Consider the following 26,913-nt stretch of genomic DNA (forward strand, 5'->3'; position numbering starts at 1 on the left):
CGGCGGGGGTGCGCCGCCGCCGTGACGTCACGCGGTGAGGTCCCGGCGGCGCAGGGCCGTGAGTCCGGCCGCGCCCAGGGCGAGCGCCAGCACGGTGAGCAGCACCAGCGGGCCCGCGGTGACCTCCGCGGACGGCGCCTTGGGAAGGTGCGTGAAGACCGACAGGTCCATCACCCAGGGCGACAGCTTCAGCGCCGGTCCGTACAGCCCGATCCCCAGGGTCAGCGAGGCCACGCCCCAACTCGCCACCGCGGCCTTGGGAACGGCGCCGTACAGCAGGAGCGCGACCGCCGCCACGCACCACACGGCGGGCAGCTGCACCAGCGCCGCGCCGGTCAGCCGCACCATCTGACGGCCCGCGTCCCCAGCGGTCACCCCGTAGCCGAGGCCCATGGTGAGCCCGGAGACCAGCATGAGTAGCACGCACCCGCCGGCGGCGAGCAGCGTGTGGCTCACGGCCCAGCGGACCCGGCCGACCCCGGTGGCGAGAACGGGTTCGGCGCGGCCGGAGTTCTCCTCACCCTGGAGCCGCAGGACGGCCTGGACGGCATAGAGGGCCGCGATCATGCCCATCACGCCGCTCATCGAGGCGAGATAGGAGTCGACGAGGCCCGACGCCCCGCCCATCTTCCGGATGACGTCGGCGAGTTGCGCATTGCCGCGCACCAGGTCGGTGGCCCCGTCGGCCAGCGCGCCGAGCGTGGCGCCGCCCACGGCGAAGCCGAACGCCCAGCCCCACAGGGAGCCGCGCTGCAACCGCCAGGCCAGGCCCTGCACACCGCGCAGCCGGGGACCGGCCGCGGCGGGTCCGGGACGCGACGGGATGAGGGAGGCGTCGATGTCCCGTCGGGCCACCAGGGCGTACGCGAGGGCGACGAGCCCGGCGACCCACCCGGCGAACAGCGCGAGCACCCACCAGCGTTCGCCGCCGTAGGGGCGTATGTTCTCGGCCCAGCCGAGCGGGGAGAGCCAGGTCAGGGTGCCGGAGCCGCCGTCCCCCGCGGCGCGCACCAGGAAGGCGAGCCCGAGCACGGCGCCGCCGATGCCCCGCGCGGCGCGGGCGCTCTCGGTGAGCTGCGCGGCGACCGCGCCGACGGCGGCGAAGGCGCAGCCCGCGCCCGCGAAGGCGCCTCCGAAGGCCAGGGCCCCGAGCGCGCCGTGGCCGAGCAGTCCCAGCGTGACCAGGACGCCGAGCGCGACGGAGGCCCCGCAACCGGTGAGCAGGGCGGCGGCCAGCGGCGCCCGGCGACCCACGGCCCCCGCGCCGACGAGTTCCAGCCGGCCCTCCTCCTCTTCCTCACGCGTGTGCCGGACGACCAGGAGCACGGCCATCAGCCCGGTGGCGGCGGCGCCGAAGGCCATCATGCGCCAGGCCGTCAGCCCGCCGATGCCGGTGTCGAAGACGGGTCCGTACAGGGCCCGCAGCGAGGCGTTGCCCGCGGTGCTCGCGGCGACCTCGGCGCGCTTGGCGGCGGTGTCGTACAGCGAGCCGAAGGCCGAGGCGGTGGAGACGACGAGCAGGGCGATCGGCACCGTCCACGCCGGGATCATGATCCGGTCGCGGCGGAGCGCGAGGCGCGTGAGCACCGCCGTCCCGGCGAGTGCGTCCGGCCGCGTCACCGCGCCGCCTCCGCCATGCCCGCGGTGTCGCCGTCGCCGGTCTCGTAGTGCCGCAGGAACAGCTCCTCCAGCGTGGGCGGCGTGCTGGTCAGGCTGCGCACCCCGGCCTCGCTCAACCGCCGCAGCACCGCGTTGAGTTCCCCCGCGTCGACCTGGAGCTTCACCCGGTTCCCCCGGACGTCCAGGTCGTGCACGCCGGGCATCCCGTCCAGGGCCGCGACCGGCCCGGCGAGCTCGGCGGTGACCGAGGTCCGGGTGAGATGCCGCAACTCGGCCAGGCTCCCGGTCTCGACGGTGCGTCCCTTGCGGATGATGCTCACCCGGTCGCACAGCGCCTCGACCTCGCTGAGGATGTGACTGGACAGCAGCACCGTGCGCCCGCGGTCGCGCTCCTCCCGGACACACTCCCGGAAGACCTCCTCCATCAGGGGGTCCAGCCCGGAGGTGGGTTCGTCGAGTATCAGCAGTTCCACATCGGAGGCGAACGCGGCGACGAGCGCGACTTTCTGCCGGTTGCCCTTCGAGTAGGCGCGGCCCTTCTTCGTCGGGTCCAGCTCGAAGCGCTCCAGCAGCTGACCCCTGCGTGCCTGGTCCAGCCCGCCGCGCAGCCGCCCGAGCAGGTCGATGACCTCGCCGCCGCTGAGGTTGCGCCAGAGCGTGACGTCACCGGGGACGTAGGCCAGCCGCCGGTGCAGGGCCACCGCGTCCCGCCACGGGTCCCCGCCCAGCAGCCGGGCGCCCCCGCTGTCCGCGCGCAGGAGCCCCAGCAGGACCCGGATGGTCGTGGACTTCCCCGCCCCGTTGGGCCCGAGGAAGCCGTGCACCTCGCCCGTCTCGACGGCCAGGTCCAGGCCGTCCAGTGCGTGCGTGCGGCCGAAGGACTTGTGGAGTCCGGCCACACTGATTGCCTTCGTCATGATTGTGAACGTACAGTAGCTTCACGAATTTGTGAAGATAAGGAACCGTATAAACTCCGGACGGGAGGCGATAGAGGTGGCAGAGCGATCCATCGAGCCGATGACGTTCGTCGAACGGTTCGCGGCGGAACTGGTCGAGGCCGGCATGCAGCGCATGGCCGCCCGCGTCTTCGCGGCGCTGCTCGCCTCCGACACCGGCATGCTCAGCGCCGCCGAACTGGCCGAACGCCTCCAGGCCAGCCCCGCCGCGGTCTCCGGCGCGGTCCGCTACCTCTCCCAGGTCGGCATGCTGACCCGCGAACGCGAGCCCGGCTCCCGGCGCGAGCGTTACCGCGTGCACAGCGACCAGTGGTACGAGACCTTCACCCGCCGCGACCGCATCCTCGCCCGCTGGGAGGGCACCCTCCGCGACGGCATCGAGGCCGTCGGCCCCGACACCCCCGCCGGCCGCCGCATCGCGGAGACCGCCGCCTTCTTCGACTTCCTCCAGAAGGAGATCGTCGACCTGATGGACCGCTGGCGCGAGCACAAGTCCGACCTCCGCGAAAGCGGCCTCCTCTAGCCCCGGTGCCGCCCGGGTCGCGTGCCCGAATCAGCCCACGGCCGACGGCTGCGGCGCAAGGAAAGCGCACGGGCCCCGTTCGGACGCTGTTCCGGCGAGCGGGCCGATGTGTGCGCGGCGAGTGAGCCGAAGGGAGCGGCCGGTGTCGAAAATGAGAGCGCGCGGAGCCTGCGAGGAACGAGTAGGCGAGCACGGTCGACTGTCGACACCGGCTGAGCGACCGGAGGCGAACCGAGCCTCCAAAAAGGCGAACCGGAGGCGAACCGAGCCTTCACAATCAAAAACCCCGCGGCACCGTCAGGCGCCACGCGCCCGGCATCACCGTCCAGGTGCGTCGCCGGACCGGTCCCGCGCTCGCCGCGTCCGCGGTGTAGCGGAAGTCGCGCCCGGAGACCGTGACCGTGCGGGCGTGCACCGGGCCGGCCGGGGCGGCGCCGTCGCGGCGGACGAGGACCTCGGCGATGCCGGGGGCGGCCATGGAGACGGACACCTCCTCGACGCAGTCGTCCAGGTCGGCCAGGACGACCCCGTCGGCCTCGACGCGCAGCCGCTGCACGCCGCGCATGGCGAGCCCCGCGGGGTGGCCGTGCAGGCTCAACGTGCGGGCGAGCGAGCGGGCGCGCCGTTCGACGGGCATCAGCCATGCCGGGGTCGCGGAGGAGATGCGCAGGGCCCCCAGCACGATGCCGCCGCTGTCGTCGAGCAGGAGGTCAAGTTCCCGTTCGGCCCCGTCGAGCACGGCGCGTGCTGCGTTCACCGCGCCGCCGGGCACGCCCAGGGCGCGGGCCAGGGCGGTGCTCCGTCCGACGGGGACCAGTCCGACCACCGCCTCGCCCAGTGCCCGCGCCCCGTGCAGGGCCCGTACGGTCCGCAGCAGCGCCGCGTCGTCGCCGACCACGACCGGGCGCCGCCGCCCCCGGTGCTCCAACACCCGTACGGCCTCTTCCTCGGACTCCGGAAGTGCGATCTTCACGGAGGGCGATCCCCCGCACAGCACATCCTTCGCGATGCGTACGGATTCGCCGTCCATCACACGGGCGGCGGGGTCGATGACCACGAGCAGGGGTTGCCCGACCGGTCGCTGAGCCGACACCTTGGTCCTTCCTCAGGTAACATCTCGGTGCAAGAGCCCCTTGCGCTGCCTTGCGCCAGGGGCTTCGTCTATTCCGGGGCACCGGTCCGACCGCTCTCCCCGCCATGGGGAGCCACGTTGGACATGCCCCGCCCGGAAGGGGTGTACGCCTGTGCCCGCACTTGTGCTGCTCGGTGCTCAGTGGGGTGACGAGGGCAAGGGGAAGGCCACCGACCTGCTCGGTGGATCCGTGGACTACGTGGTGCGCTACCAGGGCGGCAACAACGCCGGCCACACGGTGGTGGTCGGTGACCAGAAGTACGCGCTGCACCTTCTGCCCTCCGGAATCCTCTCGCCCGGGTGCACCCCCGTGATCGGCAACGGCGTCGTCGTCGACCCGGCGGTCCTGCTCTCCGAGCTGAGCGGGCTGAACGAGCGCGGCGTCGACACGTCCAAGCTCCTCATCAGCGGCAACGCGCACCTGATCACGCCGTACCACCAGACCCTGGACAAGGTGACGGAACGCTTCCTCGGCAAGCGCAGGATCGGCACCACGGGCCGCGGTATCGGCCCGGCGTACGCGGACAAGATCAACCGCGTGGGCATCCGGGTGCAGGACCTCTTCGACGAGTCGATCCTGCGGCAGAAGGTCGAGGCCGCGCTGCACGACAAGAACCAGGTCCTGGTCAAGATCTTCAACCGGCGGGCGATCAGCGTCGACCAGGTCGTCGAGGAGTACCTGGGCTACGCCGAGCAGATCGGGGGCTACGTCGCGGACACGACGTTCCTCCTGAACTCCGCCCTCGACGAGGGCAAGGTCGTGCTCCTGGAGGGCGGCCAGGGCACCCTTCTGGACGTCGACCACGGCACGTATCCCTTCGTGACGTCGTCCAACCCGACCGCGGGCGGTGCCTGCACGGGTTCGGGCATCGGCCCCACCAAGATCAGCCGGGTCATCGGCATCCTGAAGGCGTACACCACCCGCGTCGGCGCGGGCCCGTTCCCGACCGAGCTGTTCGACGAGGACGGCGACGCGCTGCGCCGTATCGGCGGCGAGCGGGGAGTCACCACCGGCCGCGACCGCCGTTGCGGCTGGTTCGACGCGGTGATCGCGCGCTACGCGACGCGGGTCAACGGCCTCACGGACTTCTTCCTCACCAAGCTCGACGTGCTGACCGGCTGGGAGCGCATCCCGGTCTGCGTCGCGTACGAGATCGACGGCAAGCGCGTCGAGGAACTGCCCTTCAGCCAGACCGACTTCCACCACGCGAAGCCGGTCTACGAGACGCTGCCCGGCTGGAGCGAGGACATCACCAAGGCCAAGACCTTCGCCGACCTGCCGAAGAACGCGCAGGCGTACGTGAAGGCGCTGGAGGAGATGTCGGGCGCCCCGATCTCGGCCATCGGCGTCGGCCCCGGCCGGACCGAGACGATCGAGATCAACTCCTTCCTGTAGCCGCACCGGGGCCCGCGGGGCGGTCCCACCGGACGAAGGGGCGGGCGCGCCGTACAACCTGTCGGCGCGCCCGCCCACTGGGATACAGGGTGCCAATGGGGCCCCGTCCGGGCGTCTGCTTAGCCTTGGGGCCATGACCCCCCTTTACGCAGACCCCGAGACCGGCGCCGCCGTGAAGGCCGCCGACCGCGCGCACGTCTTCCACTCCTGGTCGGCGCAAGGCCTGATCGACCCGCTCGCGGTCGCCGGGGCGGAGGGCGCGTACTTCTGGGACTACGACGGCAACCGCTACCTGGACTTCACCAGCGGCCTGGTGTTCACCAACATCGGGTACCAGCACCCCAAGGTCGTCGCCGCGATCCAGGAGCAGGCCGCGAAGCTCGTCACCTTCGCACCGGCCTTCGCCGTGGAGTCGCGCTCCGAGGCCGCCCGGCTGATCGCCGAGCGCACCCCCGGCGACCTGAACAAGATCTTCTTCACCAACGGCGGCGCCGAGGCCGTCGAGAACGCGGTGCGGATGGCCCGGCTGCACACCGGCCGCCCCAAGGTGCTCTCCGCGTACCGCTCGTACCACGGTGCCACCGCCGCCGCGATCAACCTGACCGGCGACCCGCGCCGCTGGCCGTCGGACAGCGGCTCGGCCGGTGTCGTGCACTTCTGGGCGCCGTTCCTCTACCGCTCGCCGTTCCACGCGGAGACCGAGGAGCAGGAGCGCGACCGCGCGCTGCAGCACCTGGAGGACACGATCGTCTTCGAGGGGCCGCAGACCGTCGCCGCGATCGTGCTGGAGACGGTGCCGGGCACGGCGGGCATCATGGTGCCGCCGCCCGGCTATCTGGCGGGCGTCCGCGAGATCTGCGACCGGTACGGCATCGTCCTCGTCCTCGACGAGGTCATGGCCGGTTTCGGCCGCACCGGCAGCTGGTTCGCCGCGGAGCAGTTCGACGTCGTCCCCGACCTGCTGACCTTCGCCAAGGGCGTCAACTCCGGTTACGTGCCGCTCGGCGGTGTCGCCATCAGCGAGGAGATCGCCGCGACCTTCGCCACCCGCCCCTACCCGGGCGGGCTGACCTACTCCGGCCATCCGCTGGCCTGCGCCGCGGCCGTCGCCACGATCGGCGTGATGGAGGACGAGGGCGTGGTCGCCAGGGCCGCCGAACTCGGCGAGCACACCATCGGCCCCGGCCTGCGCGAACTGGCCGGGCGCCACCCGTCGGTCGGCGAGGTGCGGGGCCTGGGTGCCTTCTGGGCGCTGGAGCTGGTGCGCGACCGGGAGACCCGCGAGCCCCTGGTGCCGTACAACGCCGCGGGTGAGGCGAACGCCCCCATGGCGGCCTTCACGGCGGCCTGCAAGAAGAGCGGTCTGTGGCCGTTCGTGAACATGAACCGCACCCATGTGGTGCCCGCCTGCAACATCACCGAGGCCGAGGCCAAGGAGGGCCTCGCGCTCCTCGACGCGGCCCTGTCGGTCGCCGACGAGCACACGGTCTGAACCGGACCGGCCGCGCGTGACCGACGCCACAGGCGCCGACCACCCGCGGCCGGGCCTCGCATAGGGTGAAGCGCATTCAGGCGCACGCACATCCGAGGGAGGCACCGGGCATGCGGGATGGTGCAGACGCAGGGCGCCCCGTCAGACGGAGCAGTCTGCGCCAGCAGATCGCCGACGCTCTGCGCGACGAGGTGCTCACCGGCCGCATGGTCGCCGGACGCCACTTCACCGTGAAGGAGATCGCCGAGCTGTACGGGGTCTCCGCGACGCCCGTGCGCGAGGCGCTGGTCGACCTCGCCGCGCAGGGACTGCTCGAGGTCGAGCACCATCGCGGCTTCCAGGTGCGCCGCTTCACCGAATCCGAGTTCCGCTCCATGGTGGGAGCCCGCACCCTGGTCGTGGAGGGGATCTTCCGGCGGATCGCCACACGCGGCATGCGGGAGGTCGAACCGGCCGCGCTCGCCTCCGTCCGCCGCCGCGCGGAGGCCGCCGCACCGGCGGCCCGCGCCGGTGAGCTGGACGTGCTCATCGGCCACGACATCCGTTTCTGGCGCGAGCTGACCGCGCTGGCCGGCAACGCCCATGTCGCCGAGTTCCTGGACCGCATCCGCATGCAGACCTGGGCGTACGAGGTGCCCTTCCTGCGCGCCCGCACCTCCCTGGAGGGGGTGTGCTGGGCGGACCACGTGGAGCTGGTGGGCGCGGTCGAGAAGCGCGATCCGGAGACCGCCCAGCGGATCATGGAGGAATTCAACGACCACTCTCTCGCGCTGATGCGTCGGCCCCCCGCCCCCTAGCCGACTACGCTGGCCCGACCACGCACGGAAGGACTTGGAGCGCCTGTGGCCTGCGACTTGTGGCTGGTTCCCCTGGTGGACGTGCTCTGCCACAGCCCGGACAACCCGTTCGCCGAGGAAATCGCCCGCTACGACAAGGCACTGAGCGACGCCGGTCTGCCACCGGTGCCCGTCTACAGCTACATGCCCGGCCTGTCCGGCGACGTCGCGCCGGTCGCCGGTTTCGACTACGACGCGCTGCACTTCCTGCGCAGGGCGTACCTGCTGCAGATCCAGGGCCTGGCCGTCACGCCCGTCGACGAACTCGGCGGGGACTACGAGCAGTTGCTGGAGATGTTCGAGACCACCGCCCAGCAGTCGCACCTGGTGTGGCACTACGACCACGCCGGCGCCTATGTGCCGCTGGACTTCCCCTTCCCGCTGGTCAACGACGAACTGCTGGAGGGCGGCGGCCCCTTGGGCTCGGCCCACGGGCTGCTGCGCGAGCTGGACTTCGTCGCGCCGGTCATCGGCATCGACCCGCTCAACCCGCCGCCCCCGCCCCTGCCGCCGGCCGGGCCCACCGAGCTGGAGGAGCCGGCCGCCGCGCCCGCTTCCGGCGACGGCGGCCCCTTCGCTCGGGAGCGGCACGTGTGGCTGGGGCTGCACGCGGCGGCCACCCGGTCGCTCGGCCAGGGCTCGATGATCGTCTTCAGTTAGCCGTTCCAGGGCTGCGGTTCAGCCCGCGCGCGGCCCCTCCGGGGGCCGCTGGCGCGGCATGTTCGGCCGGCCGCCCGGCAGCAGCGGGAACCGCCCGCCGGTGCCGGGCGTACCGCCGTCCGGGCTCCGCGCGCCCCATCCCCAGGTCAGGGACTGCGTGCGCAGGGGGGCGCCGCCGGCCCGGAAGTCCAGCATCCAGTCGGCGGTCTCGGACCGTACGAGCTCCGAGACGTCCTCGGAGAAGCGGCGCAGCACCGTCAGGCAGCGCTCGGCCGCCTCGGCCGCGGTGCCCTCGGTGGGGCCGAGCACCTCGCGCACGGACTCCGAGGCCCAGTCGTAGCGCAGCGCCTCCAGACGGCGCTGCACGGCCTGGGCGGTCGCCACGTCCCGCATCCACCCGGCGGTCAGGCCGAGATGGCGGTCCAGGCCGACGCAGACGACGGCCAGCAGCAGCGCGGCGTACGCCCAGCGGTCGCGCACCCCCGCGCCGGTCACGGCGAGGACGGCGCCGGAGGTGGCGGCCAGCGCGGCCGCGACGCGCAGCCCCCTGGCCCACAGCCGCTTGCGCACGCGGTCGGCGAGGTACCACTCGACCGTGCGCAGCGCCTCCGCCTCGGCCCAGCGGTAGAGCTCCTCCAGCCGTTCCGCCGGCTCGCCCCAGTCGCCCAGCGGGAACGAGGGTGCCCGCAGGTCCTCCCGCTGCCGGTGGAGCGCCCGCCGTTTCGGTTCCTCCCGAGGTACTTCCTCGGGATACATGTCCGGCTGGCTCACCTGCACGCTCCCTCGTGACGTCGATGACGGAGCCCCCTTCTTACCGCCGAACGGCTGAGCTTGCGAAGTGGATGACGGTAATTCCGCCCTTACGGGGTGCTTGATCAGGTATGGGCTCCCGCAGGCAGCACCCGAACGAGTGACGCCCGCGGGCGCCGGGAGGGGCACGGGGGAGCCGGTGGCCAGCCGATACCCTTGGCGCCGTGAACGTCCTTGTCATCGGCGGCGGTGCCCGCGAACATGCCCTGTGCCGCGCTCTGTCCCTCGACCCCGACGTGGCGGCGCTGCACTGCGCCCCCGGGAACGCCGGCATCGCCGAGGTGGCGCGGCTGCACGCGGTGGATCCCCTGGACGGGGACGCGGTCGCGGACCTCGCGGCCCGGCTGGGGGCCGACCTCGTGATCGTCGGCCCCGAGGCCCCGCTCGTGGCGGGCGTCGCGGACGCGGTGCGCGCCCGCGGCATCGACTGCTTCGGCCCCTCGCGGGAGGCGGCGGCCCTGGAGGGCTCCAAGGCGTTCGCCAAGGACGTGATGGCGGCGGCCGCGGTGCCCACCGCGCGCGCGTACGTGTGCACCACCCCCGCCGAGGTCGACGAGGCGCTGGACGCCTTCGGCGCCCCGTACGTCGTCAAGGACGACGGCCTGGCCGCGGGCAAGGGCGTCGTGGTGACCGACGACCTGGAGGCCGCCCGGGCGCACGCCAACGCCTGCGAGCGGGTCGTGATCGAGGAGTACCTGGACGGCCCGGAGGTCTCGCTCTTCGCCGTCACCGACGGCGAGACCGTGGTGCCGCTCCAGCCCGCTCAGGACTTCAAGCGCGCCCACGACGCGGACGAGGGCCCCAACACCGGCGGCATGGGCGCGTACAGCCCGCTGCCGTGGGCCGATCCGCGACTGGTCGAGGAGGTGGAGCGCACGGTGCTCCAGCCGACCGTCGACGAACTGCGCCGCCGCGGCACGCCCTTCTCCGGGCTGCTGTACGCGGGCCTGGCCATCACCTCGCGCGGTGTGCGGGTCATCGAGTTCAACGCGCGCTTCGGCGACCCGGAGACGCAGGTCGTGCTGGCCCGCCTCAAGACCCCGCTGGCGGGGCTGCTGCGCGCCGCGGCGGCCGGCCGGCTGGCCGCCTTCCCCGCGCTGCGCTGGAGCGAGGGCGCCGCGGTCACCGTCGTGGTCGCGTCCGAGAACTACCCCGGTACGCCGCGGACCGGTGACCCGATCACCGGTCTGGACGAGGTCGCCGCCGAGGACGAGCACGCCTACGTGCTGCACGCGGGTACCAAGGCGGACGCCGACGGGCGGGTGGTGAGCGCGGGGGGCCGCGTCCTGTCGGTCACCGCGACCGGGGCGGACCTCACCAAGGCCCGTGAGCGCGCGTACCGGGCGGTGGCCCGGATCGGCCTGAAGGGCTCGCACCATCGTTCGGATATCGCGGAAAAGGCCGCCAGGGGCTGAACCCTGGGCAAGGCCACTCCAAGGGGTGATGGCTTGCCCATCCTGCTGACGTGAGCCCGGGGCCCAACTAGGGTGCGGCGCAAGCGCACTGCGAGAGCGCACGACCACCGCACAATCGGCCCTACCGGCATTGCGGTGTCCGTGGGCGGTGCGACAGTGGGGGCATGCAGTCGCGTCAGCAGCTTGGGGGTGAGCACACCGTTGGCCGGGGAAGCAGGTGAAGGAGCCGCGCGGGCACGCGCGCTGGCCGTCCTGCGGATTCGCAGCATCGCGCTGGCGGTGGTGCTGCTGCCCGCCGCGCTGGCGGTCGTGCTGCTGGTCGGCGGCGCGACGGGCCGGATCGTCGGCGAGACCTCGGAGATCCTGCGCTGGCTGGTGGTCGGGGGCGCGCTGCTGGTGCTGCTGCTCGCGGGCGGCGTCGCGGCCGTCGTCGTCCGGGCGCGACCGGCCGTGAGCCCCACGGTCCCGGTCGCCGAGAAGTCCGCCCCGGACCTCTACCGCATGGTCCGGGACCTCGCGGTGCGCCTCCAGGTGCCCGTGCCCTCCGCGATAGAACTGACCCCGGACTGCGACAGCTGGCTGGAGGACCGCACCCACGGCACGCGCCGCAAGGCACCGCCGCAGGCCCCGGCCCTGGTGATCGGCTCGCCCTTCATGTGGTGGATGCGGGTCGCCGAGCTGCGGGCGCTGCTCGCCCCGGTCGTGGCGGGCACGGGTCCCGCGGCCGATCCGGACATCGCCGCGGCCCGCCGCTTCGTACGCGGGCTGGACGCGGCGGCCGGTGTGGCCACCGCGGCCCACGAGCCCTCGCTCACCGGATGGATACGCCGGCCCGCCTACGCCTTCCTCGGCTGGGTCGCCAAGCTGCTGCTCCGCGCCTGTCGCGTGCATGCCGCCGAGATGGAGCGCGCGGTGGCCGGCGCCGCCTCGGAGCGGGCCCAGGCGGTCGACTACGGACTGCGGATCGTGGCCCAGGAGCAGGTGGGCCTCGCCTACGCGGGCTGGGACCGGCTGCTGACCCGGGTGGCGCTGCCGGCCTGGCGGATGGGGCGCTGGCCGTCCCGGCTGGACGCGGGCGTGGTGGCGGCGCTGACCGAGCTGTCGCGGCGGGACCGGCTGGCCGAGGGGTTCGAGTCGCGGCTGGGCGAGCGCCCCGCCTGCGACCTGCTGGAGGAGCCGGGCACGGTCGACGAGGCCGCCTCGCTGCTGGCGGCGCGGCTGTTCCACGGCGGCCCGCGGCAGCAGGGCCCCGACTGGTCGCCGGTCGCGTGGGACACCTATCCCGAAGAGGTCGTGGACCGGATCTGGCGCAGCGACGCGGCCCGCCTGATCACCGTTCTCGACGAGGCGCACGAACCGGCCGGGGCGCTCGGTCCCCGTCGTGTGTCCGTCCCCACGGGCGCGGCCGCGGGCCTGTCCGGCACCCCCGACCAGCCCGGCCGCGCGACCCTGGCCCGGGTGCTGGACCGGCTGTCGGCGGGCGGCAGCGAGGAGCTGGCCGCCCGGATCACCCGGCACGTCGCCCGTGAGGAGGCCGAGCGGGAGGAGACCACCCGCGAGGAGGCCGCCGCCCAGGCCGCCGTGGACGGCGCGTTCGCCCCCGTCTACCACCTGCTGCCGCCCCGCACCGGCCGGGAACTGCTCACCGACCACGTCACGGCGATGGTCTGCTGCGCCGCCGTGGACACCGCGGGCGCGGCCCCCGGCCTGGACTGGCTGGACGGCCCGGCCCTGCTGGTCGGCGGGGTGCGCCGGGGCGACCTGTCCTGGCCGGTGCTCCGGCTCGTGGAGAACGGGGACGCGGCACCGCTGCGCTCCTGGCTCACGGCGGTGGGCGTACGCCCCGAGAAGCCGATACGCCTCGTCTGACCGGAACTTGACCGGATATGTCCCGTCGGCGTGAATCCCTTCCAATAAAACGCCACGAACAGTGACCGGGACAGCGCATTGTGTGATGTCCTGGACCTGGGCACGCGTACACCACCTCGGGGGACGGCGAGGAGGGGAAGAATCGTGGTGAGGGAGCAGGTCCACCGGTGGCAGTCCGGAGCGCTGGCGCACGGCGTCACCGACCCGTTCGGGCAGGGCCCGGTGCCCTGGCTGCGCGGGGCCGAGCAGTATCTGGACGACACCGGCCAGGTCGTTCCCTGGTACGTCGATCTGACGGCCTCCCGCGGCGAGTCGCACGGCGCGCCGCGCGTCCCGGGACCCCGTTCCGCGGACGACGTGCGCTGCCAGATCAAGGGCTTCGCCACCGGCGCCTCCGTGGTCCCGGGCGACGCGATCGACTTCCGCGTCACCGTCGACCCGCCGCAGAGCTACAACGTCGACGTCTACCGCATCGGCCACTACGGCGGCGACGGCGCGGCCCAGGTGGGCACCAGCCCGCGGCTGTCCGGCATCGTGCAGCCGGCGCCGCTCACCGCCGGCCGCACGGTCTCCTGCCATCACTGGTGGCAGTCCTGGCGGCTGCAGGTCCCCTCCTACTGGAATCCCGGCGCCTATGTCGCCGTGCTGACGACGCAGGACGGCTACCGCAGCCACATCCCCTTCACCGTGCGCGACGACCGCCCGGCCGATCTGCTCCTGCTGCTGCCGGACGTGACCTGGCAGGCGTACAACCTCTATCCCGAGAACGGCAGGACCGGCGCCAGCCTGTACCACGCCTGGGACGAGCAGGGCCGGCTGCTCGGCGAGGAGGAGGCCGCGGTCACGGTCTCCTTCGACCGGCCGTTCGCGGGCGCCGGGCTCCCGCTGCATGTGGGCCACGCCTACGACTTCATCCGCTGGGCCGAGCGCTACGGCTACGACCTGGCCTACGGCGACGCCCGCGACCTGCACGCCGGCAGGATCGATCCTTCCCGCTACCGGGGCATGGTCTTCCCCGGCCACGACGAGTACTGGACCGTCCCCATGCGGCGCGCCGTCGAGGCCGCCCGGGACGGCGGCACCTCGCTGGTCTTCCTCTCCGCCAACACCATGTACTGGCAGACCGAGCTGGGCCCGTCCCCGGCCGGTGACCCCGACCGGCTGCTCAGCTGCCGCAAGCGCAGGGACGCGCCGCCCGGCCGCAGCGCGCTGTGGCGCGACATGGGCGAGCCCGAGCAGGTGGTGATCGGCGTGCAGTACGCCGGCCGGGTGCCGGAGCCGTCCCCGCTGGTGGTGCGCAACGCCGACCACTGGCTGTGGGAGGCCGCGGGGGCCGGCGAGGGCGACGAGATCGAGGACCTGGTGGCGGGCGAGGCGGACCGCTACTTCCCGCGCACCCCGCTGCCCGGCTACTCCGAGCGCATCCTGCTCGCGCACTCCCCGTACGAGGACTCCGCCGGCCGCCGGGCGCACCAGGAGACCTCGCTGTACCGGGCGCCGTCCGGGGCGTACGTCTTCGCCTCCGGCACCTTCGCCTGGTCGCCCGCGCTGGACCGCCCCGGCCATGTCGACGAGCGCGTGCAGCGCGCCACCGCCAATCTGCTGGACCGCATCTGCAAACACGGCTGACACCCCGCCTCGCGCCCGTCGGGGTGGCGTGCGGGAGAATCGGGAGCCGAACCACCGATCGGGGAGGCCCCCATGTCCGGATTCGTCGAGAAGCCCGAGCCCGTGCAGGTACCGGGACTCGTGCACCTGCACACCGGCAAGGTGCGCGATCTCTACCAGAACGAGGCCGGTGAGCTGGTGATGGTCGCCAGCGACCGGCTCTCCGCGTACGACTGGGTGCTGCCCACCGAGATCCCGGACAAGGGCCGGGTCCTGACCCAGCTGTCCCTGTGGTGGTTCGACAAGATCGCCGACCTCCTGCCGAACCATGTGCTGTCCACCGAACTCCCCGCGGGCGCCCCGGCCGAGTGGGAGGGCCGCACCACGATCTGCAGGTCGCTCAGCATGGTCCCGGTCGAGTGCGTCGCGCGCGGCTACCTGACCGGTTCCGGTCTGCTGGAGTACCGGGCCGACCGCACGGTGTGCGGGCTGGCGCTGCCCGAGGGCCTGACCGACGGCTCCGAGCTGCCCGCGGCGATCTTCACCCCGGCCACCAAGGCCGCGGTCGGCGAGCACGACGAGAACGTCAGCTACGAGGAGGTCGCCCGCCAGGTCGGCGCCGACACCGCCGCCGCGCTGCGCCAGGCGACCCTCGCGGTCTACTCGCGGGCCCGCGACATCGCCCGGGAGCGCGGCATCATCCTGGCCGACACCAAGTTCGAGTTCGGCTTCGACGGCGAGACGCTGACCATCGCCGACGAGGTGCTGACCCCCGACTCGTCCCGCTTCTGGCCCGCCGAGGAGTGGGAGCCGGGCCGGGCCCAGCCCAGCTACGACAAGCAGATCGTGCGCGACTGGCTGACCTCCGCCGAGTCCGGCTGGGACCGGCGCAGCGAGCAGCCCCCGCCGGCCCTGCCGTCGCACGTCGTGGAGCGCACGCGCACCCGGTACCTGGAGGCCTACGAGCGCCTCACGGGACTGAGCTGGTAGTCCCTGCCTCGCTGCGTCGCGGGCCCCGGTCGTTCCCGGCCGGGGCCCGCTGCCGTTCCCCCGTCCTTCCGCCGGCCGGGCCGTTCCCCCGTCCTTCCGCCGGCCGGGCCGATTCGCCGTCCACAGCCTGTGGACAGCGGGCCGGGGCGCGGCCGACGCGGCGTCAGCGGTACATCCTTCGCGGGTGGGTGGGGTGTCAGCGGGCCGGTCCGAGCCGCAGTTCGCGGGCGAGCGACCGCTCCAGGGGACTCAGCGGCACCTCGGGGCACAGGCGTTCCGGATGCCCCGGCGGCAGCCCGTCCCGGCGGGCGGCAGGCGGGACGGGCTGCGGCCCGTCGATCGCGAAGTACAGCTCGCCCAGCGCGACCAGTTCCCTGGTGAGGATCCGTCCCATGGCCCGTACGGCCTCGCGGGCAGCCGCCCGGAGGGACTTGCGCATGGGGGACCTCCTGATGGGGCACCCCGGCCGGGGCGGGCGGCGCGCGCCGCGTGGTGCCGTCAGGATCGGCGCCGCGCCCCGGTGCCCGCGCGGCGACACGCTCGGGCGGGGCGCCGCGTCCCCCTCCCGGATCGCCCCGGGAACGCCGAAGACCCCGGTCGATCGACCGGGGCCTTCTTTCACGAGCGGACGACGAGGCTCGAACTCGCGACCTCAACCTTGGCAAGGTTGCGCTCTACCAACTGAGCTACGTCCGCATGCGCCGCGCGTTCCCGTGCGGTGCGTCATCCACTATAGCCAACCCGGGGAGTGCTCGGCACACACCACGCCCTGTCCTTTCGCCGTGGCGTGGGCCGCGGGCCGTCCAAGCGGCCCGCGCGCCCGGTGCGGCGCCGCCCCGCGCGCGGCCTCGGGAGCCCAATTCCCCGGCGCGGCACCGGTCTCGGTCCGTTACGGGAGCGATCCGCCACGGCGACGGCGGCCCGGCACCGGCGCCCAGGCCCGCCGCGATGTGGGGACGGTCACAAAGCCGCGGCCGACGGAAAAGGCGAACGCACACGAAGAAGGCCCCGGTCGAATGACCGGGGCCTTCTTTTCTTGAGCGGACGACGAGATTCGAACTCGCGACCCTCACCTTGGCAAGGTGATGCTCTACCAACTGAGCCACGTCCGCAGGACGCGACCACTCTACCCGATCGTGAGGACCGGTCGAGCAGTCAGAGCGGGTGACAGGGATCGCACACTGCGCCTTCCCCCTGGAAGAGGGATGTTCTACTACTGAACTACACCCGCGTGATCCGTGGGCCCGGCCTTTCGGCCCTGCCCTCGGCGCGCCTCTGACTCTAGCGGATCAACGGGGGTGGCTGTCCAATCCGTTCAGCCGGGAGCCGGCTCGCGGACATCAGTTGGCGGCGGCGTGCGCCTCGTAGACCTTCTTCGGAATGCGGCCGCGCGGCGGCACGTCGAAGCCGTTGGAGCGCGCCCAGGCGCGGACGGTGGCCGGGTCGGAGGTCAGCGCGGTGTGCTTGTAGGTCTTGCCGAGCCGGCTGTGGCGGCGTCCGGCCTCGACGTACGGCGCGAGTGCGGTGCGCAGCGCCTCGGCGTTCCCGGAAGAGAGGTCGATCTCGTACGACTTCCCGTCGAGGCCGAAAGTGACCGTTTCCGCTGCTTCACCGCCGTCGAGGTCGTCGGAGAGGGTGACCACTACGCGCTGCGCCATGGATGCCGGTCCTTTCGTGGAGAAGGCTGGGAGCCTGCCTCGGCCCCGTTGTTCTACCGAAGTCGGCGGCCCGGGGTCAATGCTTTCCCTTTTTATATGCGGAAATCTTTTCCCGGGAGCGCGCCCGGAGAATTTCTCCGGCTGTGCCCGGGCAATCAGGTCACCCGATATTCCGGGACCATTCCGGCTTATCTACCCGCGTAGACTTTCTGGCAGGGTACGGTTGGGGACATCACCGCAGCACACCACCGGGAGTGACCGTGGCACGCGTCGTAGTCGACGTCATGCTCAAGCCGGAGATCCTCGACCCGCAGGGCCAGGCGGTGCAGCGTGCACTGCCGCGCCTGGGGTTCGAGGGAATCGCCGACGTCCGCCAGGGCAAGCGTTTTGAGCTCGAACTGGAGGGTCCGGTCGACGACGCCGCCCTCGCCCGTATCCGCGAGATGGCCGAGACCTTCCTCGCCAACACCGTCATCGAGGACTTCGTCGTGAAGGTGGAGTCGTGACGGCGCGCATCGGCGTCGTCACCTTCCCCGGCACGCTGGACGACCGGGACACGCAGCGCGCCGTGCGCCTGGCCGGCGCCGAGGCGGTCCCGCTCTGGCACCGGGACAAGGATCTGCACCAGGTCGACGCCGTCGTCCTGCCGGGCGGATTCAGTTACGGCGACTATCTGCGCGCGGGGGCGATTTCCCGCTTCTCGCCCGTCATGGACTCGATCATCGCGGGCGCCAAGGACGGCCTTCCGGTCCTGGGTATCTGCAACGGCTTCCAGGTGCTCACCGAGACCCATCTCCTGCCGGGCGCGATGTTGCGCAACAATCACCTGCACTTCATCTGCCGGGACCAGAAGCTGGTCGTCGAGAACAACACGACGTCCTGGACGGCGGATTACGAGCAGGGCCAGGAGATCAGCATCCCGCTGAAGAACATCGACGGCCGCTACGTCGCCGACGAGCACGTCCTGGACGAGCTGGAGGCGGAAGGCCGCGTGGTGTTCCGCTACGCCGGCCTGAATCCCAACGGCTCGCTGCGCGACATCGCCGGCGTCACCAACGCCGCGGGCAATGTCGTCGGCCTGATGCCGCACCCCGAGCACGCGGTGGAGTCCCTCATCGGGACGGGGCGCACCGACGGCCTCGGATTCTTCACCTCGATCCTCAAGAAGCTGGTCACCGCATGAGCCGCACGCCTCTGGACACGGTCGAGCACGCGGCCGTGACCCCCGACGTCGAACTGCCCTGGGCCGAACTCGGACTGAAGAAGGACGAGTACGAGCGCGTGGTCGAGATCCTCGGCCGCCGTCCCACCGGCGCCGAACTCGCCATGTACTCGGTGATGTGGTCCGAGCACTGCTCGTACAAGTCCTCGAAGGTCCACCTCCGCCAGTTCGGCGAGAAGGCCCCGCAGTCGGACGCCCTCCTCGTCGGCATCGGTGAGAACGCCGGTGTCGTCGACGTCGGCCAGGGCTACGCCGTCACCTTCAAGGTCGAGTCGCACAACCACCCCTCGTACGTCGAGCCCTACCAGGGCGCGGCCACCGGCGTGGGCGGCATCGTGCGCGACATCATCGCGATGGGCGCGCGGCCGGTCGCGGTCGTCGACCCGCTGCGCTTCGGCGCCGCCGACCACCCCGACACCAAGCGCGTGCTGCCCGGTGTCGTCGCGGGCATCGGCGGCTACGGCAACTGCCTGGGCCTGCCCAACATCGGCGGCGAGGTCGTCTTCGACGCCTGCTACCAGGGCAACCCGCTGGTCAACGCCGGTGCGATCGGCGTCATGCGGCACGAGGACATCCACCTCGCGAAGGCCTCCGGCGCCGGCAACAAGGTCATCCTCTACGGTGCCCGCACGGGCGGCGACGGCATCGGCGGTGCCTCGATCCTGGCCTCCGAGACCTTCGACGACGCCAAGCCGTCGAAGCGCCCCGCCGTCCAGGTCGGCGACCCCTTCCAGGAGAAGCTGCTCATCGAGTGCACCCTGGAGGCCTTCCGGGAGAAGCTCGTCGTCGGCATCCAGGACCTCGGCGCGGCCGGACTGTCCTGCGCCACCTCCGAGCTCGCCTCCAACGGCTCCGGCGGCATGCGCGTCACCCTCGACGACGTACCGCTGCGCGACTCCACGCTCTCGCCCGAGGAGATCCTCATGAGCGAGTCGCAGGAGCGCATGTGCGCGGTCGTCGAGCCGGAGAAGGTCGCCCGGTTCCTGGAGATCTGCGAGAAGTGGGACGTCATCGCGACCGTCATCGGTGAGGTCACCGACGGCGACCGGCTGGAGATCTTCTGGCACGGCGGCAAGATCGTCGACGTCGACCCGCGCACCGTCGCCCACGAGGGCCCGGTCTACGAGCGCCCCTACGCCCGCCCGTCGTGGCAGGACGCGCTCCAGGCCGACGACGCGAACAAGCTGCCCCGCCCGGAGACGGCCGAGGAGCTGCGCGACCAGGTCATGCGGCTGGTCGCCTCCCCGAACCAGGCCTCCAAGTCCTGGATCACCTCCCAGTACGACCACTTCGTGCAGGGCAACACCGTGCTGGCGATGCCCGAGGACTCGGGCATGATCCGCGTCGACGAGGAGACCGGGCTCGGCGTCGCCATCGCCACGGACGGCAACGGCCGCTACGCGAAGCTCGACCCGTACACGGGCGCGCAGCTCGCGCTCGCCGAGGCCTACCGCAACGTCGCGACGACCGGCGCCAAGCCGCTCGCCGTCTCCGACTGCCTGAACTTCGGCTCGCCCGAGGACCCCGCCGTCATGTGGCAGTTCGCGGAGGCCGTCCGCGGCCTCGCGGACGGCTGCCTTCAGCTGGGCACGCCGGTGACCGGCGGCAACGTCTCGCTGTACAACCAGACCGGGGACGTCGCCATCCACCCGACGCCGGTGGTCGCCGTGCTCGGTGTCATCGACGACGTCGCCCGCCGCACGCCGGTGGCGTTCGCGGAGACGGGGCAGCTGCTCTACCTCCTCGGCGACACCCGTGAGGAGTTCGGCGGCTCGGCCTGGTCCCAGGTCGTCCACGACCACCTCGGCGGGCTGCCCCCGAAGGTGGACCTGGAGCGCGAGCGGCTGCTCGGCGAGATCCTGATCTCGGGCTCCCGGGACGGCATGATCGACGCCGCCCACGACCTGTCGGACGGCGGTCTGGTGCAGGCCGTGGTCGAGTCCTGCCTGCGCGGCGGGAACGGCGCGCGGCTCGTGGTGCCGGACGGCCTGGACCCGTTCGTGTTCCTGTTCTCCGAGTCGGCCGGACGGGCGGTCGTCTCGGTCCCGCGCAGCGAGGAGCTCCGCTTCACCGACATGTGCGGCGCGCGGGGTCTGCCCGCGACGCGCATCGGTGTCGTGGACGGCGAATCGGTCGAGGTGCAGGGCCAGTTCACGATCGGGCTGGACGAACTGCGCACGGCGCACGAGGACACGATCCCGGCCCTGCTGGGCTGATCGCACGGCGCCGACGACGCGCCCCCGTGCCGCTGGGCGCGGGGGCGCGTTGACCTTTTGGTAACCGGCCGCACGGACGGCCGGTCCATACTCCAGGCGTGAGTGACCGCAGAGCCCCCGGCGAACTGCCCTTGTGGCGTGCCCGCGACACCAGGCGCTGGGCGGCCTGCCGGCCGGCCGTGTGGTCCCGTCCGTGGTGGGGCGCCCTGGCGCTTGCCATGGCCGTCGGCGCCGTCCTCGTCCTCGCCCCCGGGGCCCTCGCGGCACCGCACTGCTGGCTGGCGGCCGCCCAGGTGTACTGGCTGTTCCGGCTGCCTCAGCTCACCTTGGTGTCGGCGCCCTTGTCCGTGGCGCTGCTGGTGTGGCTCGCGGAGCCCATGGCCGCCCTGCCGGTCTGCGCGGCGCTCGCCGTGTGCTGGGCCGGCGCCCGCCACCGTCTCGCGGTCCGGCGCCGCCGGCGGCTGCTCGCGGCCAACGCCGCCGGTGACGTACGCCTTCGGCTGCCCGCGCCGGTGCCCGCGCTGCGCCGCCGCGGGCTCGTGCCGGCCGCCGTCGGGCTGCCGTTGTGCGCGGTCGCTGCCGTACCGTTCCTGCTCCCGGTCGCCCTGGCCGGGTTCACCCTCCTGGTCACCGGGCTGCGGGCGATGCGGCGGGCCGCGGCACTGCGCCGGGACGAACTGCCGGTGCTGCGGGTGCTGTCCCGCGAGGACGAGGACACCCGCGTGTGGGTCTACGCCGCCGACGACACCGCGGGCCGCGTGCCGGTCTTCTCCTGTCCCGTGCGGCCCGGTTCGGCGATCCCCGACGACGACCACGCGCCCGGCGACAGCCGGCTGCGCGACACGCTGCTGTTCGGGGCGCCCTTCGAGGGCGCGGAACTGGTCCTGCTCTCCGCCGACGTGGAACACGGCCCGCTGATCGACCGGGTGGCCGGACCAGTGCGCCCGGTGGCGGGTTAACCTGCGTCCGCAAGGCAACCACCGCCACGACGAGGGGTCCTGACCGATGTACGAGTACAAGGTCGTCAACTTCCGTGAGTCGCTCATAGGGGACGCGATCGACAGCGACAAGCTGGAGAAGACGCTCAACAAGCACGCCGAGGACGGCTGGCAGCTCAAGGCGATCACCGCCGCCGACGTCAAGGGCCGCATCGGTCCCGGCGCCGTCGAGGGTCTGCTGATCACCTTCGAGCGGGCCCGCCAGGCCTGACCGCCGCGGTCCCGGTGCGGGGCCCGGCCGGCGCGTAGGCTGCACGCCATGCCGCCCGCCGCCCGCCGCCCCCGCACCTACGACCCGGCGCGGACCGCCGCCGCGCTCACCGCGCAGGCGGGACACGTCCTCGACGCCGCCCGCGCCCTGGACGCGGAGCAGCTGTCCGCCTCCTCGGGGCTGCCCGGTTGGGACGTGCTCCACCTCCTGGTGCACATGGCGCGCCAGATCGAGGTGGTCCCCCGGGTGCTCGGCGAACCGGCCCCGGCCAGGGCGGACCTGGACCTGACGGGCTGGGCCCGCTCCACCAACCGCATCGCCGTCAACCTGGACACCGACACGCGCGAGGCCGCGCTCGGCACCGCGGATGTCGCCGGACGCCTGGAGGCGGCGACGGCCTCCCTGCGGGACGTGCTGCCCGAGGCGGTCGACCCGGCCCGGGTGATCGCCATCACACTGGGCGCGATGCGCGCTCCGGACTTCCTCGTCACCCGCCTCGTCGAACTCGTTGTGCACAGCGACGACCTGGCCACGGCGACCGGTGTCCCCGTCCCGCTGGACCGGCAGGCGCTCGCCGCCGTGGTCCGGCTGCTGGCCGACACCCTCGCCGTCACCGCGCCCGGCAACTCCGTCGAGGTCCGCGTGCCGCCGTTCGCGGCCGTCCAGTGCGTCCCCGGCCCGCGGCACACCCGCGGCACCCCGCCCAACGTCGTCGAGACCGACCCCGTCACGTGGGTGCGCCTGGCCACCGGGCGCACGACCTGGGACGCCGCCCTCGCCGCTGGCGCCGTCTCCGCGAGCGGCGAACGCGCCGACCTGGCCCCGTACCTGCCCCTGCTGGGCTGAGCCTGCGAGGTCGTCCGCATAATGCGCCGGTGACCTCGACGACCGCCCCCGCGGACATACCGGCCCGGCCCTGGCTCTCCGCCGACGCCCAACGCTGGGCCGCCGTGCGCCTGCCGGGCTGGGCGCGCCCCCTGTGGTGCGCGCCGGTACTGCTGGCGGCGGTGATCGCCTCGATCGCCTTCGCGCCGGAGGACGTGTGCACGCCGGCCGCGCCCTGCGGCCCGATGTGGCTCGACGCGAGCGGCTCGGTCGGCTTGTTCTTCCACTTGGTGTGGATCTTCGTACTGCCCGAGGCCGTGCTCCTGTCCGCGCCCTTGCTGGTGCTGTGGACGGCGACCGGACCCGCCGAGTGGTCCGGCGGCACCGGCGCGCGTGTCGCGGATGTCGCGGTGATCGCCGCGCTCTGCTGGAGCTGGGCGGCGGTCGTGGCGCGTCTGCGGATGCGGCGCCGTCAGCGGGCGCTCGCCCTGGAGGCCGCAGGTGGTGCCGCGCTGCCGGTCCCGCCGCTGGCCGTCCCCGTACGACGCGGTGGGATCCGTGTCGTTGCCGGGGCGGCGGGCCTGGCCGTCGCCGCGGTGGCGGCGGTGGCCGCGGTCAGCGGTGACCGCGCGGACGAGGCGCACGCCGCGGCGGCGAAACACGTCGAGGCGGTCGTGGTCGCCAACGGCGCGGAGGATCACGTCGTGGTCCGCTTCGCCGACGGCACCCGCCACCGCGTCGAGGTGATGTTCCCCGAGGACTACGCCCGCGACGCCGAGGTGCCCGTCCTCGTCGACGGCGGCTGGACGCGCCTGGCGGCGGAGCCGTACCGGGACCGGACCGGGCCGCAGCTCCTCGTGCTTGCGGCGGGTGGCGCGGGGCTCGGCCTGCTGTGGTCCGCCGCCCTCACGATCACCCGTGTCCGGGCGGTGCGTCGTGGACCGGCGCCCGCGCTGCGGGTGCTGGCGCGGCGCAAGCACGGGTTCACCGTGATCCGCCCGCTGGACGGCAGGGCCGAGGCGCCGGTCCTGATGTACGACCCGGTCAAGCTCGGCGGGCCGCCCCAGGGGGAGAGCGTGCTGTTCGGCCTGCCCGCCGAGGCGGGCGAGTTCGTGCTCGTCGGCTCGGGGAAGTCCGGCCGTGTCGTGACGGAGGTGAGTGCCTCCCCCGCACAGCGGTGGTCGAAGCTCCCCTCTGTTCACGGGCCGCACTGGAACGCCAGGCACCGCCGTGAGGCGGAGGCGAGGGTGGCCGAGGCGGCGGCCGGGATGAAGCCCGCCACGGGCCCCGTGCGCTGGCAGAGCGGTCCGTTGAAGTGGGCGGTGGGTGTGCCGGCCCTGATGCTCCTGGGTGCCGTCCCGGCGGTGCCCCATGTCCTCGACGGCAACTGGTGGCACTGGATTCTGTGGGTCGCGGGCATATGGGGTATCGGCAGCGAATCGGTGCTTCTGATCAGGTGGCGCATCACGGCCGACGCGGACGGGCTGTGGATACGCCGTTACTGGAAGAGCCGCCTTGTGCCCTGGGCGGAGGTGAGCCGGGTCGACCGCACCTCTGGGGGCGACCTGGTCGTGCGCCGCACCAAGGGCCTGGACGACCTTCGCCTGGACAACGTCAGCAGCCCCCGGTGGAAACGTCTGCGCCGCCGCCCGTCCCCCGCGACGCGCGCCGCGGCCGGACTGACGGCCATGGTCCGCCACCCGGAACTGCGGCCCTGACGAACATCGGAACCGGTCGGGACCGGTCAGCAGGACGAAGGTCACATGCCCATGCGCCCCATGGGTTTACGCGCATAGAACACGGGTTTGTCGGGTTCCCTCGTTCGGACGACACCGCAACCTGCCCTAGACTCGATGACGTGCCACGTGGTGACGGACGACTCAACCACGACCTGCTCCCCGGTGAGAAGGGCCCCCAGGACGCTTGCGGCGTCTTCGGTGTCTGGGCTCCCGGCGAAGAGGTCTCCAAGCTCACCTACTTCGGGCTGTACGCCCTGCAGCACCGCGGACAGGAGTCCGCGGGCATCGCAGTGAGCAACGGCTCCCAGATCCTGGTCTTCAAGGACATGGGTCTGGTCTCCCAGGTCTTCGACGAAACCTCCCTCGGCTCCCTCAAGGGCCACATCGCGGTCGGGCATGCCCGTTACTCGACCACGGGTGCGTCGGTCTGGGAGAACGCCCAGCCCACCTTCCGCGCCACGGCCAGCGGCTCCATCGCGCTGGGCCACAACGGCAACCTCGTCAACACCGCCGAGCTGGCCGAGATGGTCGCCGCGCTGCCGCAGGGCAACGGCCGGGCCACCAAGGTCGCCGCGACCAACGACACCGACCTGGTGACGGCGCTGCTGGCCGGTCAGGCCGACGCGGACGGCAAGCCGCTGTCCGTCGAGGAGGCCGCCCGCCATGTGCTGCCCAAGGTCAAGGGCGCCTTCAGCCTGGTGTTCATGGACGAGCACACCCTCTACGCCGCCCGCGACCCGCAGGGCATCCGCCCGCTGGTGCTGGGCCGCCTGGAGCGCGGCTGGGTGGTGGCCTCCGAGTCCGCCGCCCTGGACATCGTCGGCGCGAGCTTCATCCGGGAGATCGAGCCCGGTGAGCTGGTCGTCATCGACGAGAACGGGCTGCGCTCCTCCCGCTTCGCCGAGGCCAGGCCCAAGGGCTGCGTCTTCGAGTACGTCTACCTGGCCCGCCCCGACACCGACATCGCCGGGCGCAACGTCTACCTCTCCCGCGTGGAGATGGGCCGCCGGCTGGCCAAGGAGGCCCCGGCCGACGCCGATCTGGTGATACCGACCCCGGAGTCCGGCACGCCGGCCGCCGTCGGCTTCGCCGAGGCCAGCGGCATCCCGTACGGCTCGGGCCTGGTGAAGAACTCCTACGTGGGCCGGACGTTCATCCAGCCCAGCCAGACCATCCGGCAGCTGGGCATCCGCCTGAAGCTGAACCCGCTCAAGGAGGTCATCCGGGGCAAGCGCCTGGTGGTCGTGGACGACTCGATCGTCCGCGGCAACACCCAGCGTGCGCTGGTCCGGATGCTGCGCGAGGCCGGCGCCGCCGAGGTCCACATCCGGATCTCCTCGCCGCCCATCAAGTGGCCGTGCTTCTTCGGCATCGACTTCGCCACCCGCGCCGAGCTGATCGCCAACGGGCTGACCGTCGACGAGATCTGCAAGTCGCTGGACGCCGACTCGCTGGCGTACATCTCGATCGACGCCATGGTCGAGGCGACCACCATCGCCAAGCCGGACCTGTGCCGCGCCTGCTTCGACGGCGAGTACCCGATGGAGCTGCCGGACCCCGAGCTGCTCGGCAAGCACCTCCTGGAGACCGAGCTGGCCGGCGGCCCCGACGCCGCCGACGCGCTCCGTCGTCCGTAAGCACACGACGCAAGGACACCTCACAGTCATGTCCGAGAACACCGGTGCCAGCTACGCCGCGGCGGGAGTCGACATCGAGGCGGGCGACCGCGCGGTCGAGCTGATGAAGGAATGGGTGAAGAAGGCCACCCGCCCCGAGGTCGTGGGCGGTCTTGGCGGCTTCGCCGGGCTCTTCGACGCGAGCGCGCTCAAGCGCTACGAGCGCCCCCTGCTGGCCTCCGCCACCGACGGGGTGGGCACGAAGGTGGACATCGCCCGCCGGATGGGCGTGTACGACACCATCGGCCACGACCTCGTCGGCATGGTCGTGGACGACCTGGTCGTGTGCGGCGCCGAGCCGCTGTTCATGACCGACTACATCTGCGTCGGCAAGGTCTTCCCCGACCGGGTCGCCGCCATCGTCAAGGGCATCGCCGAGGGCTGCGTGCTGGCCGGCTGCGCCCTGGTCGGCGGCGAGACGGCCGAGCACCCGGGCCTGCTCGGCGAGGACGAGTTCGACGTCGCGGGCGCCGGCACCGGCGTGGTCGAGGCGGACCGGCTGCTGGGCGCGGATCGCATCCGTAAGGGTGACGTGGTGATCGCCATGGAGTCCTCCGGTCTTCACTCCAACGGGTACTCGCTCGTGCGTCATGTGCTCTTCGACCGGGCGGGCTGGGCGCTCGACCGCGAGGTCCCGGAGTTCGGCCGCACGCTCGGCGAGGAACTGCTGGAGCCCACCCGGATCTACTCGCTGGACTGCCTCGCGCTCACCCGCACCGCCGAGGTGCACGCCTTCTCGCACGTCACCGGCGGCGGCCTGGCCAACAACCTGGCCCGGGTGGTCCCGGACGATCTGCACGTCACCGTGGACCGCTCGACCTGGGCGCCGGGTGCGGTGTTCTCGACCGTCGGCGAGCTCGGCGGAGTGGCACGGCGGGAGCTGGAGAAGACCCTCAACATGGGTGTCGGCATGGTCGCCGTGGTCCCCGAGGAGTCGGTCGACGTGGCGCTGACGACGCTGGCCGACCGGGGCCTGGAGGCCTGGGTGGCCGGCGAGGTCCTGGAGCGCGGCGACCGCGCCGAGGCCGTCGAGCTCACCGGTGAGTACGCGAACTGACCCG

The 26,913-nt window shown here is 72.7% G+C and carries 24 protein-coding genes and 3 tRNA genes; 18 read left to right on the forward strand and 9 right to left on the reverse strand.

Annotated features, from left to right (window positions below; translation table 11 throughout):
* Positions 1-27: 27 nt before the first annotated feature.
* Both ACIP9H_RS30185 and ACIP9H_RS30190 read right to left on the reverse strand, forming a co-directional pair.
* Positions 28-1,620, reverse strand: a complete 1,593-nt coding sequence (locus ACIP9H_RS30185) for an ABC transporter permease (RefSeq protein ID WP_401591876.1) — start codon at positions 1,618-1,620, stop codon at positions 28-30.
* A complete protein-coding gene (locus ACIP9H_RS30190; RefSeq protein ID WP_401591878.1) occupies positions 1,617-2,537 on the reverse strand; it encodes an ATP-binding cassette domain-containing protein in 921 nt (306 codons plus the stop codon). Before ACIP9H_RS30190 ends, ACIP9H_RS30185 begins: the two co-directional genes overlap by 4 nt.
* 100 nt (positions 2,538-2,637) lie before the next feature.
* Between ACIP9H_RS30190 and ACIP9H_RS30195 the strand changes: the two genes are divergently transcribed.
* Complete coding sequence (locus tag ACIP9H_RS30195) at positions 2,638-3,099, forward strand: GbsR/MarR family transcriptional regulator (protein ID WP_401592097.1); 462 nt, start codon at positions 2,638-2,640, stop codon at positions 3,097-3,099.
* Positions 3,100-3,376: 277 nt separating this feature from the next.
* Here the strand turns inward: ACIP9H_RS30195 and ACIP9H_RS30200 are convergent, their stop codons facing one another.
* Positions 3,377-4,156 (reverse strand): diacylglycerol kinase, encoded by a 780-nt coding sequence (locus tag ACIP9H_RS30200; protein WP_401592099.1) that lies wholly within the window; start codon positions 4,154-4,156, stop codon positions 3,377-3,379.
* A 187-nt stretch (positions 4,157-4,343) separates the two neighbouring features.
* Between ACIP9H_RS30200 and ACIP9H_RS30205 the strand changes: the two genes are divergently transcribed.
* From ACIP9H_RS30205 to ACIP9H_RS30220, 4 genes are all read left to right on the forward strand, one after another.
* Positions 4,344-5,627 (forward strand): adenylosuccinate synthase, encoded by a 1,284-nt coding sequence (locus ACIP9H_RS30205; RefSeq protein WP_401591880.1) that lies wholly within the window; start codon positions 4,344-4,346, stop codon positions 5,625-5,627.
* Positions 5,628-5,760: 133 nt separating this feature from the next.
* Complete coding sequence (locus tag ACIP9H_RS30210; protein WP_401591882.1) at positions 5,761-7,119, forward strand: aspartate aminotransferase family protein; 1,359 nt, start codon at positions 5,761-5,763, stop codon at positions 7,117-7,119.
* 110 nt (positions 7,120-7,229) lie between these two features.
* Positions 7,230-7,916 carry a GntR family transcriptional regulator gene (locus ACIP9H_RS30215; protein WP_401591884.1) on the forward strand — a complete coding sequence of 229 codons (687 nt, stop codon included), beginning with the start codon at positions 7,230-7,232 and terminating at the stop codon, positions 7,914-7,916.
* Positions 7,917-7,961: 45 nt separating this feature from the next.
* Positions 7,962-8,615 carry a hypothetical protein gene (locus ACIP9H_RS30220; protein ID WP_360900390.1) on the forward strand — a complete coding sequence of 218 codons (654 nt, stop codon included), beginning with the start codon at positions 7,962-7,964 and terminating at the stop codon, positions 8,613-8,615.
* A gap of 18 nt (positions 8,616-8,633) precedes the next feature.
* On the opposite strand, the gene ACIP9H_RS30225 is transcribed toward ACIP9H_RS30220, so the two are convergent.
* Positions 8,634-9,386, reverse strand: a complete 753-nt coding sequence (locus ACIP9H_RS30225; protein WP_401961866.1) for an SLATT domain-containing protein — start codon at positions 9,384-9,386, stop codon at positions 8,634-8,636.
* A gap of 203 nt (positions 9,387-9,589) precedes the next feature.
* Here ACIP9H_RS30225 and purD point away from each other — a divergent pair, with 203 nt between their 5' ends.
* The 4 genes from purD to ACIP9H_RS30245 all read left to right on the forward strand — a co-directional run bounded on the left by purD (position 9,590) and on the right by ACIP9H_RS30245 (position 15,307).
* The gene (gene purD / locus ACIP9H_RS30230; RefSeq protein WP_401591888.1) at positions 9,590-10,840 is read left to right on the forward strand and encodes a phosphoribosylamine--glycine ligase; all 1,251 of its coding nucleotides are present in this window, start codon (positions 9,590-9,592) and stop codon (positions 10,838-10,840) included.
* 189 nt (positions 10,841-11,029) lie between these two features.
* Positions 11,030-12,709 (forward strand): hypothetical protein, encoded by a 1,680-nt coding sequence (locus tag ACIP9H_RS30235; protein WP_401591890.1) that lies wholly within the window; start codon positions 11,030-11,032, stop codon positions 12,707-12,709.
* A 144-nt stretch (positions 12,710-12,853) separates the two neighbouring features.
* Positions 12,854-14,338, forward strand: coding sequence for a N,N-dimethylformamidase beta subunit family domain-containing protein (locus tag ACIP9H_RS30240; RefSeq protein WP_401961869.1), 1,485 nt, complete (start codon positions 12,854-12,856; stop codon positions 14,336-14,338).
* A 72-nt stretch (positions 14,339-14,410) separates the two neighbouring features.
* Positions 14,411-15,307, forward strand: a complete 897-nt coding sequence (locus tag ACIP9H_RS30245; protein ID WP_401591894.1) for a phosphoribosylaminoimidazolesuccinocarboxamide synthase — start codon at positions 14,411-14,413, stop codon at positions 15,305-15,307.
* A 196-nt stretch (positions 15,308-15,503) separates the two neighbouring features.
* Here ACIP9H_RS30245 and ACIP9H_RS30250 read toward each other — a convergent pair whose 3' ends face one another.
* The 5 genes from ACIP9H_RS30250 to ACIP9H_RS30270 all read right to left on the reverse strand — a co-directional run bounded on the left by ACIP9H_RS30250 (position 15,504) and on the right by ACIP9H_RS30270 (position 16,965).
* A complete protein-coding gene (locus ACIP9H_RS30250) occupies positions 15,504-15,746 on the reverse strand; it encodes a DUF6059 family protein (RefSeq protein ID WP_401591896.1) in 243 nt (80 codons plus the stop codon).
* A 184-nt stretch (positions 15,747-15,930) separates the two neighbouring features.
* Positions 15,931-16,003: transfer RNA gene (locus ACIP9H_RS30255), tRNA-Gly, on the reverse strand.
* 343 nt (positions 16,004-16,346) lie between these two features.
* Positions 16,347-16,419 (reverse strand) — tRNA-Gly (locus tag ACIP9H_RS30260).
* A gap of 47 nt (positions 16,420-16,466) precedes the next feature.
* Positions 16,467-16,538 (reverse strand) — tRNA-Gly (locus ACIP9H_RS30265).
* Between the two features lie 109 nt (positions 16,539-16,647).
* Entirely contained in the window at positions 16,648-16,965 is a 318-nt protein-coding gene (locus ACIP9H_RS30270) for an Lsr2 family protein (protein WP_360900411.1), read from the reverse strand.
* 260 nt (positions 16,966-17,225) lie between these two features.
* Here ACIP9H_RS30270 and purS point away from each other — a divergent pair, with 260 nt between their 5' ends.
* The 9 genes from purS to purM all read left to right on the forward strand — a co-directional run bounded on the left by purS (position 17,226) and on the right by purM (position 26,909).
* Complete coding sequence (gene purS, locus ACIP9H_RS30275) at positions 17,226-17,471, forward strand: phosphoribosylformylglycinamidine synthase subunit PurS (RefSeq protein ID WP_360900414.1); 246 nt, start codon at positions 17,226-17,228, stop codon at positions 17,469-17,471.
* Positions 17,468-18,148, forward strand: coding sequence for a phosphoribosylformylglycinamidine synthase subunit PurQ (gene purQ, locus ACIP9H_RS30280; RefSeq protein ID WP_360900417.1), 681 nt, complete (start codon positions 17,468-17,470; stop codon positions 18,146-18,148). The genes purS and purQ overlap by 4 nt, the downstream gene beginning before the upstream one ends.
* Complete coding sequence (gene purL, locus ACIP9H_RS30285) at positions 18,145-20,403, forward strand: phosphoribosylformylglycinamidine synthase subunit PurL (protein WP_401591899.1); 2,259 nt, start codon at positions 18,145-18,147, stop codon at positions 20,401-20,403. Before purQ ends, purL begins: the two co-directional genes overlap by 4 nt.
* Before the next feature lie 98 nt (positions 20,404-20,501).
* A complete protein-coding gene (locus ACIP9H_RS30290; protein WP_401961873.1) occupies positions 20,502-21,362 on the forward strand; it encodes a hypothetical protein in 861 nt (286 codons plus the stop codon).
* Positions 21,363-21,408: 46 nt separating this feature from the next.
* Positions 21,409-21,612, forward strand: a complete 204-nt coding sequence (locus ACIP9H_RS30295; RefSeq protein WP_360900426.1) for a DUF4177 domain-containing protein — start codon at positions 21,409-21,411, stop codon at positions 21,610-21,612.
* Positions 21,613-21,660: 48 nt separating this feature from the next.
* Positions 21,661-22,458 (forward strand): sterol carrier family protein, encoded by a 798-nt coding sequence (locus ACIP9H_RS30300; protein WP_401591903.1) that lies wholly within the window; start codon positions 21,661-21,663, stop codon positions 22,456-22,458.
* Between the two features lie 29 nt (positions 22,459-22,487).
* Positions 22,488-24,155, forward strand: a complete 1,668-nt coding sequence (locus ACIP9H_RS30305) for a hypothetical protein (RefSeq protein ID WP_401961876.1) — start codon at positions 22,488-22,490, stop codon at positions 24,153-24,155.
* A 140-nt stretch (positions 24,156-24,295) separates the two neighbouring features.
* Positions 24,296-25,813: an amidophosphoribosyltransferase gene (purF, locus tag ACIP9H_RS30310; RefSeq protein WP_401591907.1), complete on the forward strand. Its 1,518-nt coding sequence runs from the start codon at positions 24,296-24,298 to the stop codon at positions 25,811-25,813.
* 28 nt (positions 25,814-25,841) lie between these two features.
* Positions 25,842-26,909, forward strand: coding sequence for a phosphoribosylformylglycinamidine cyclo-ligase (gene purM / locus ACIP9H_RS30315; protein ID WP_401591909.1), 1,068 nt, complete (start codon positions 25,842-25,844; stop codon positions 26,907-26,909).
* The last annotated feature ends 4 nt before the right edge of the window (positions 26,910-26,913 follow it).

It is taken from the genome of Streptomyces sp. NPDC088732, assembly GCF_044751205.1.
Lineage (GTDB): Bacteria > Actinomycetota > Actinomycetes > Streptomycetales > Streptomycetaceae > Actinacidiphila.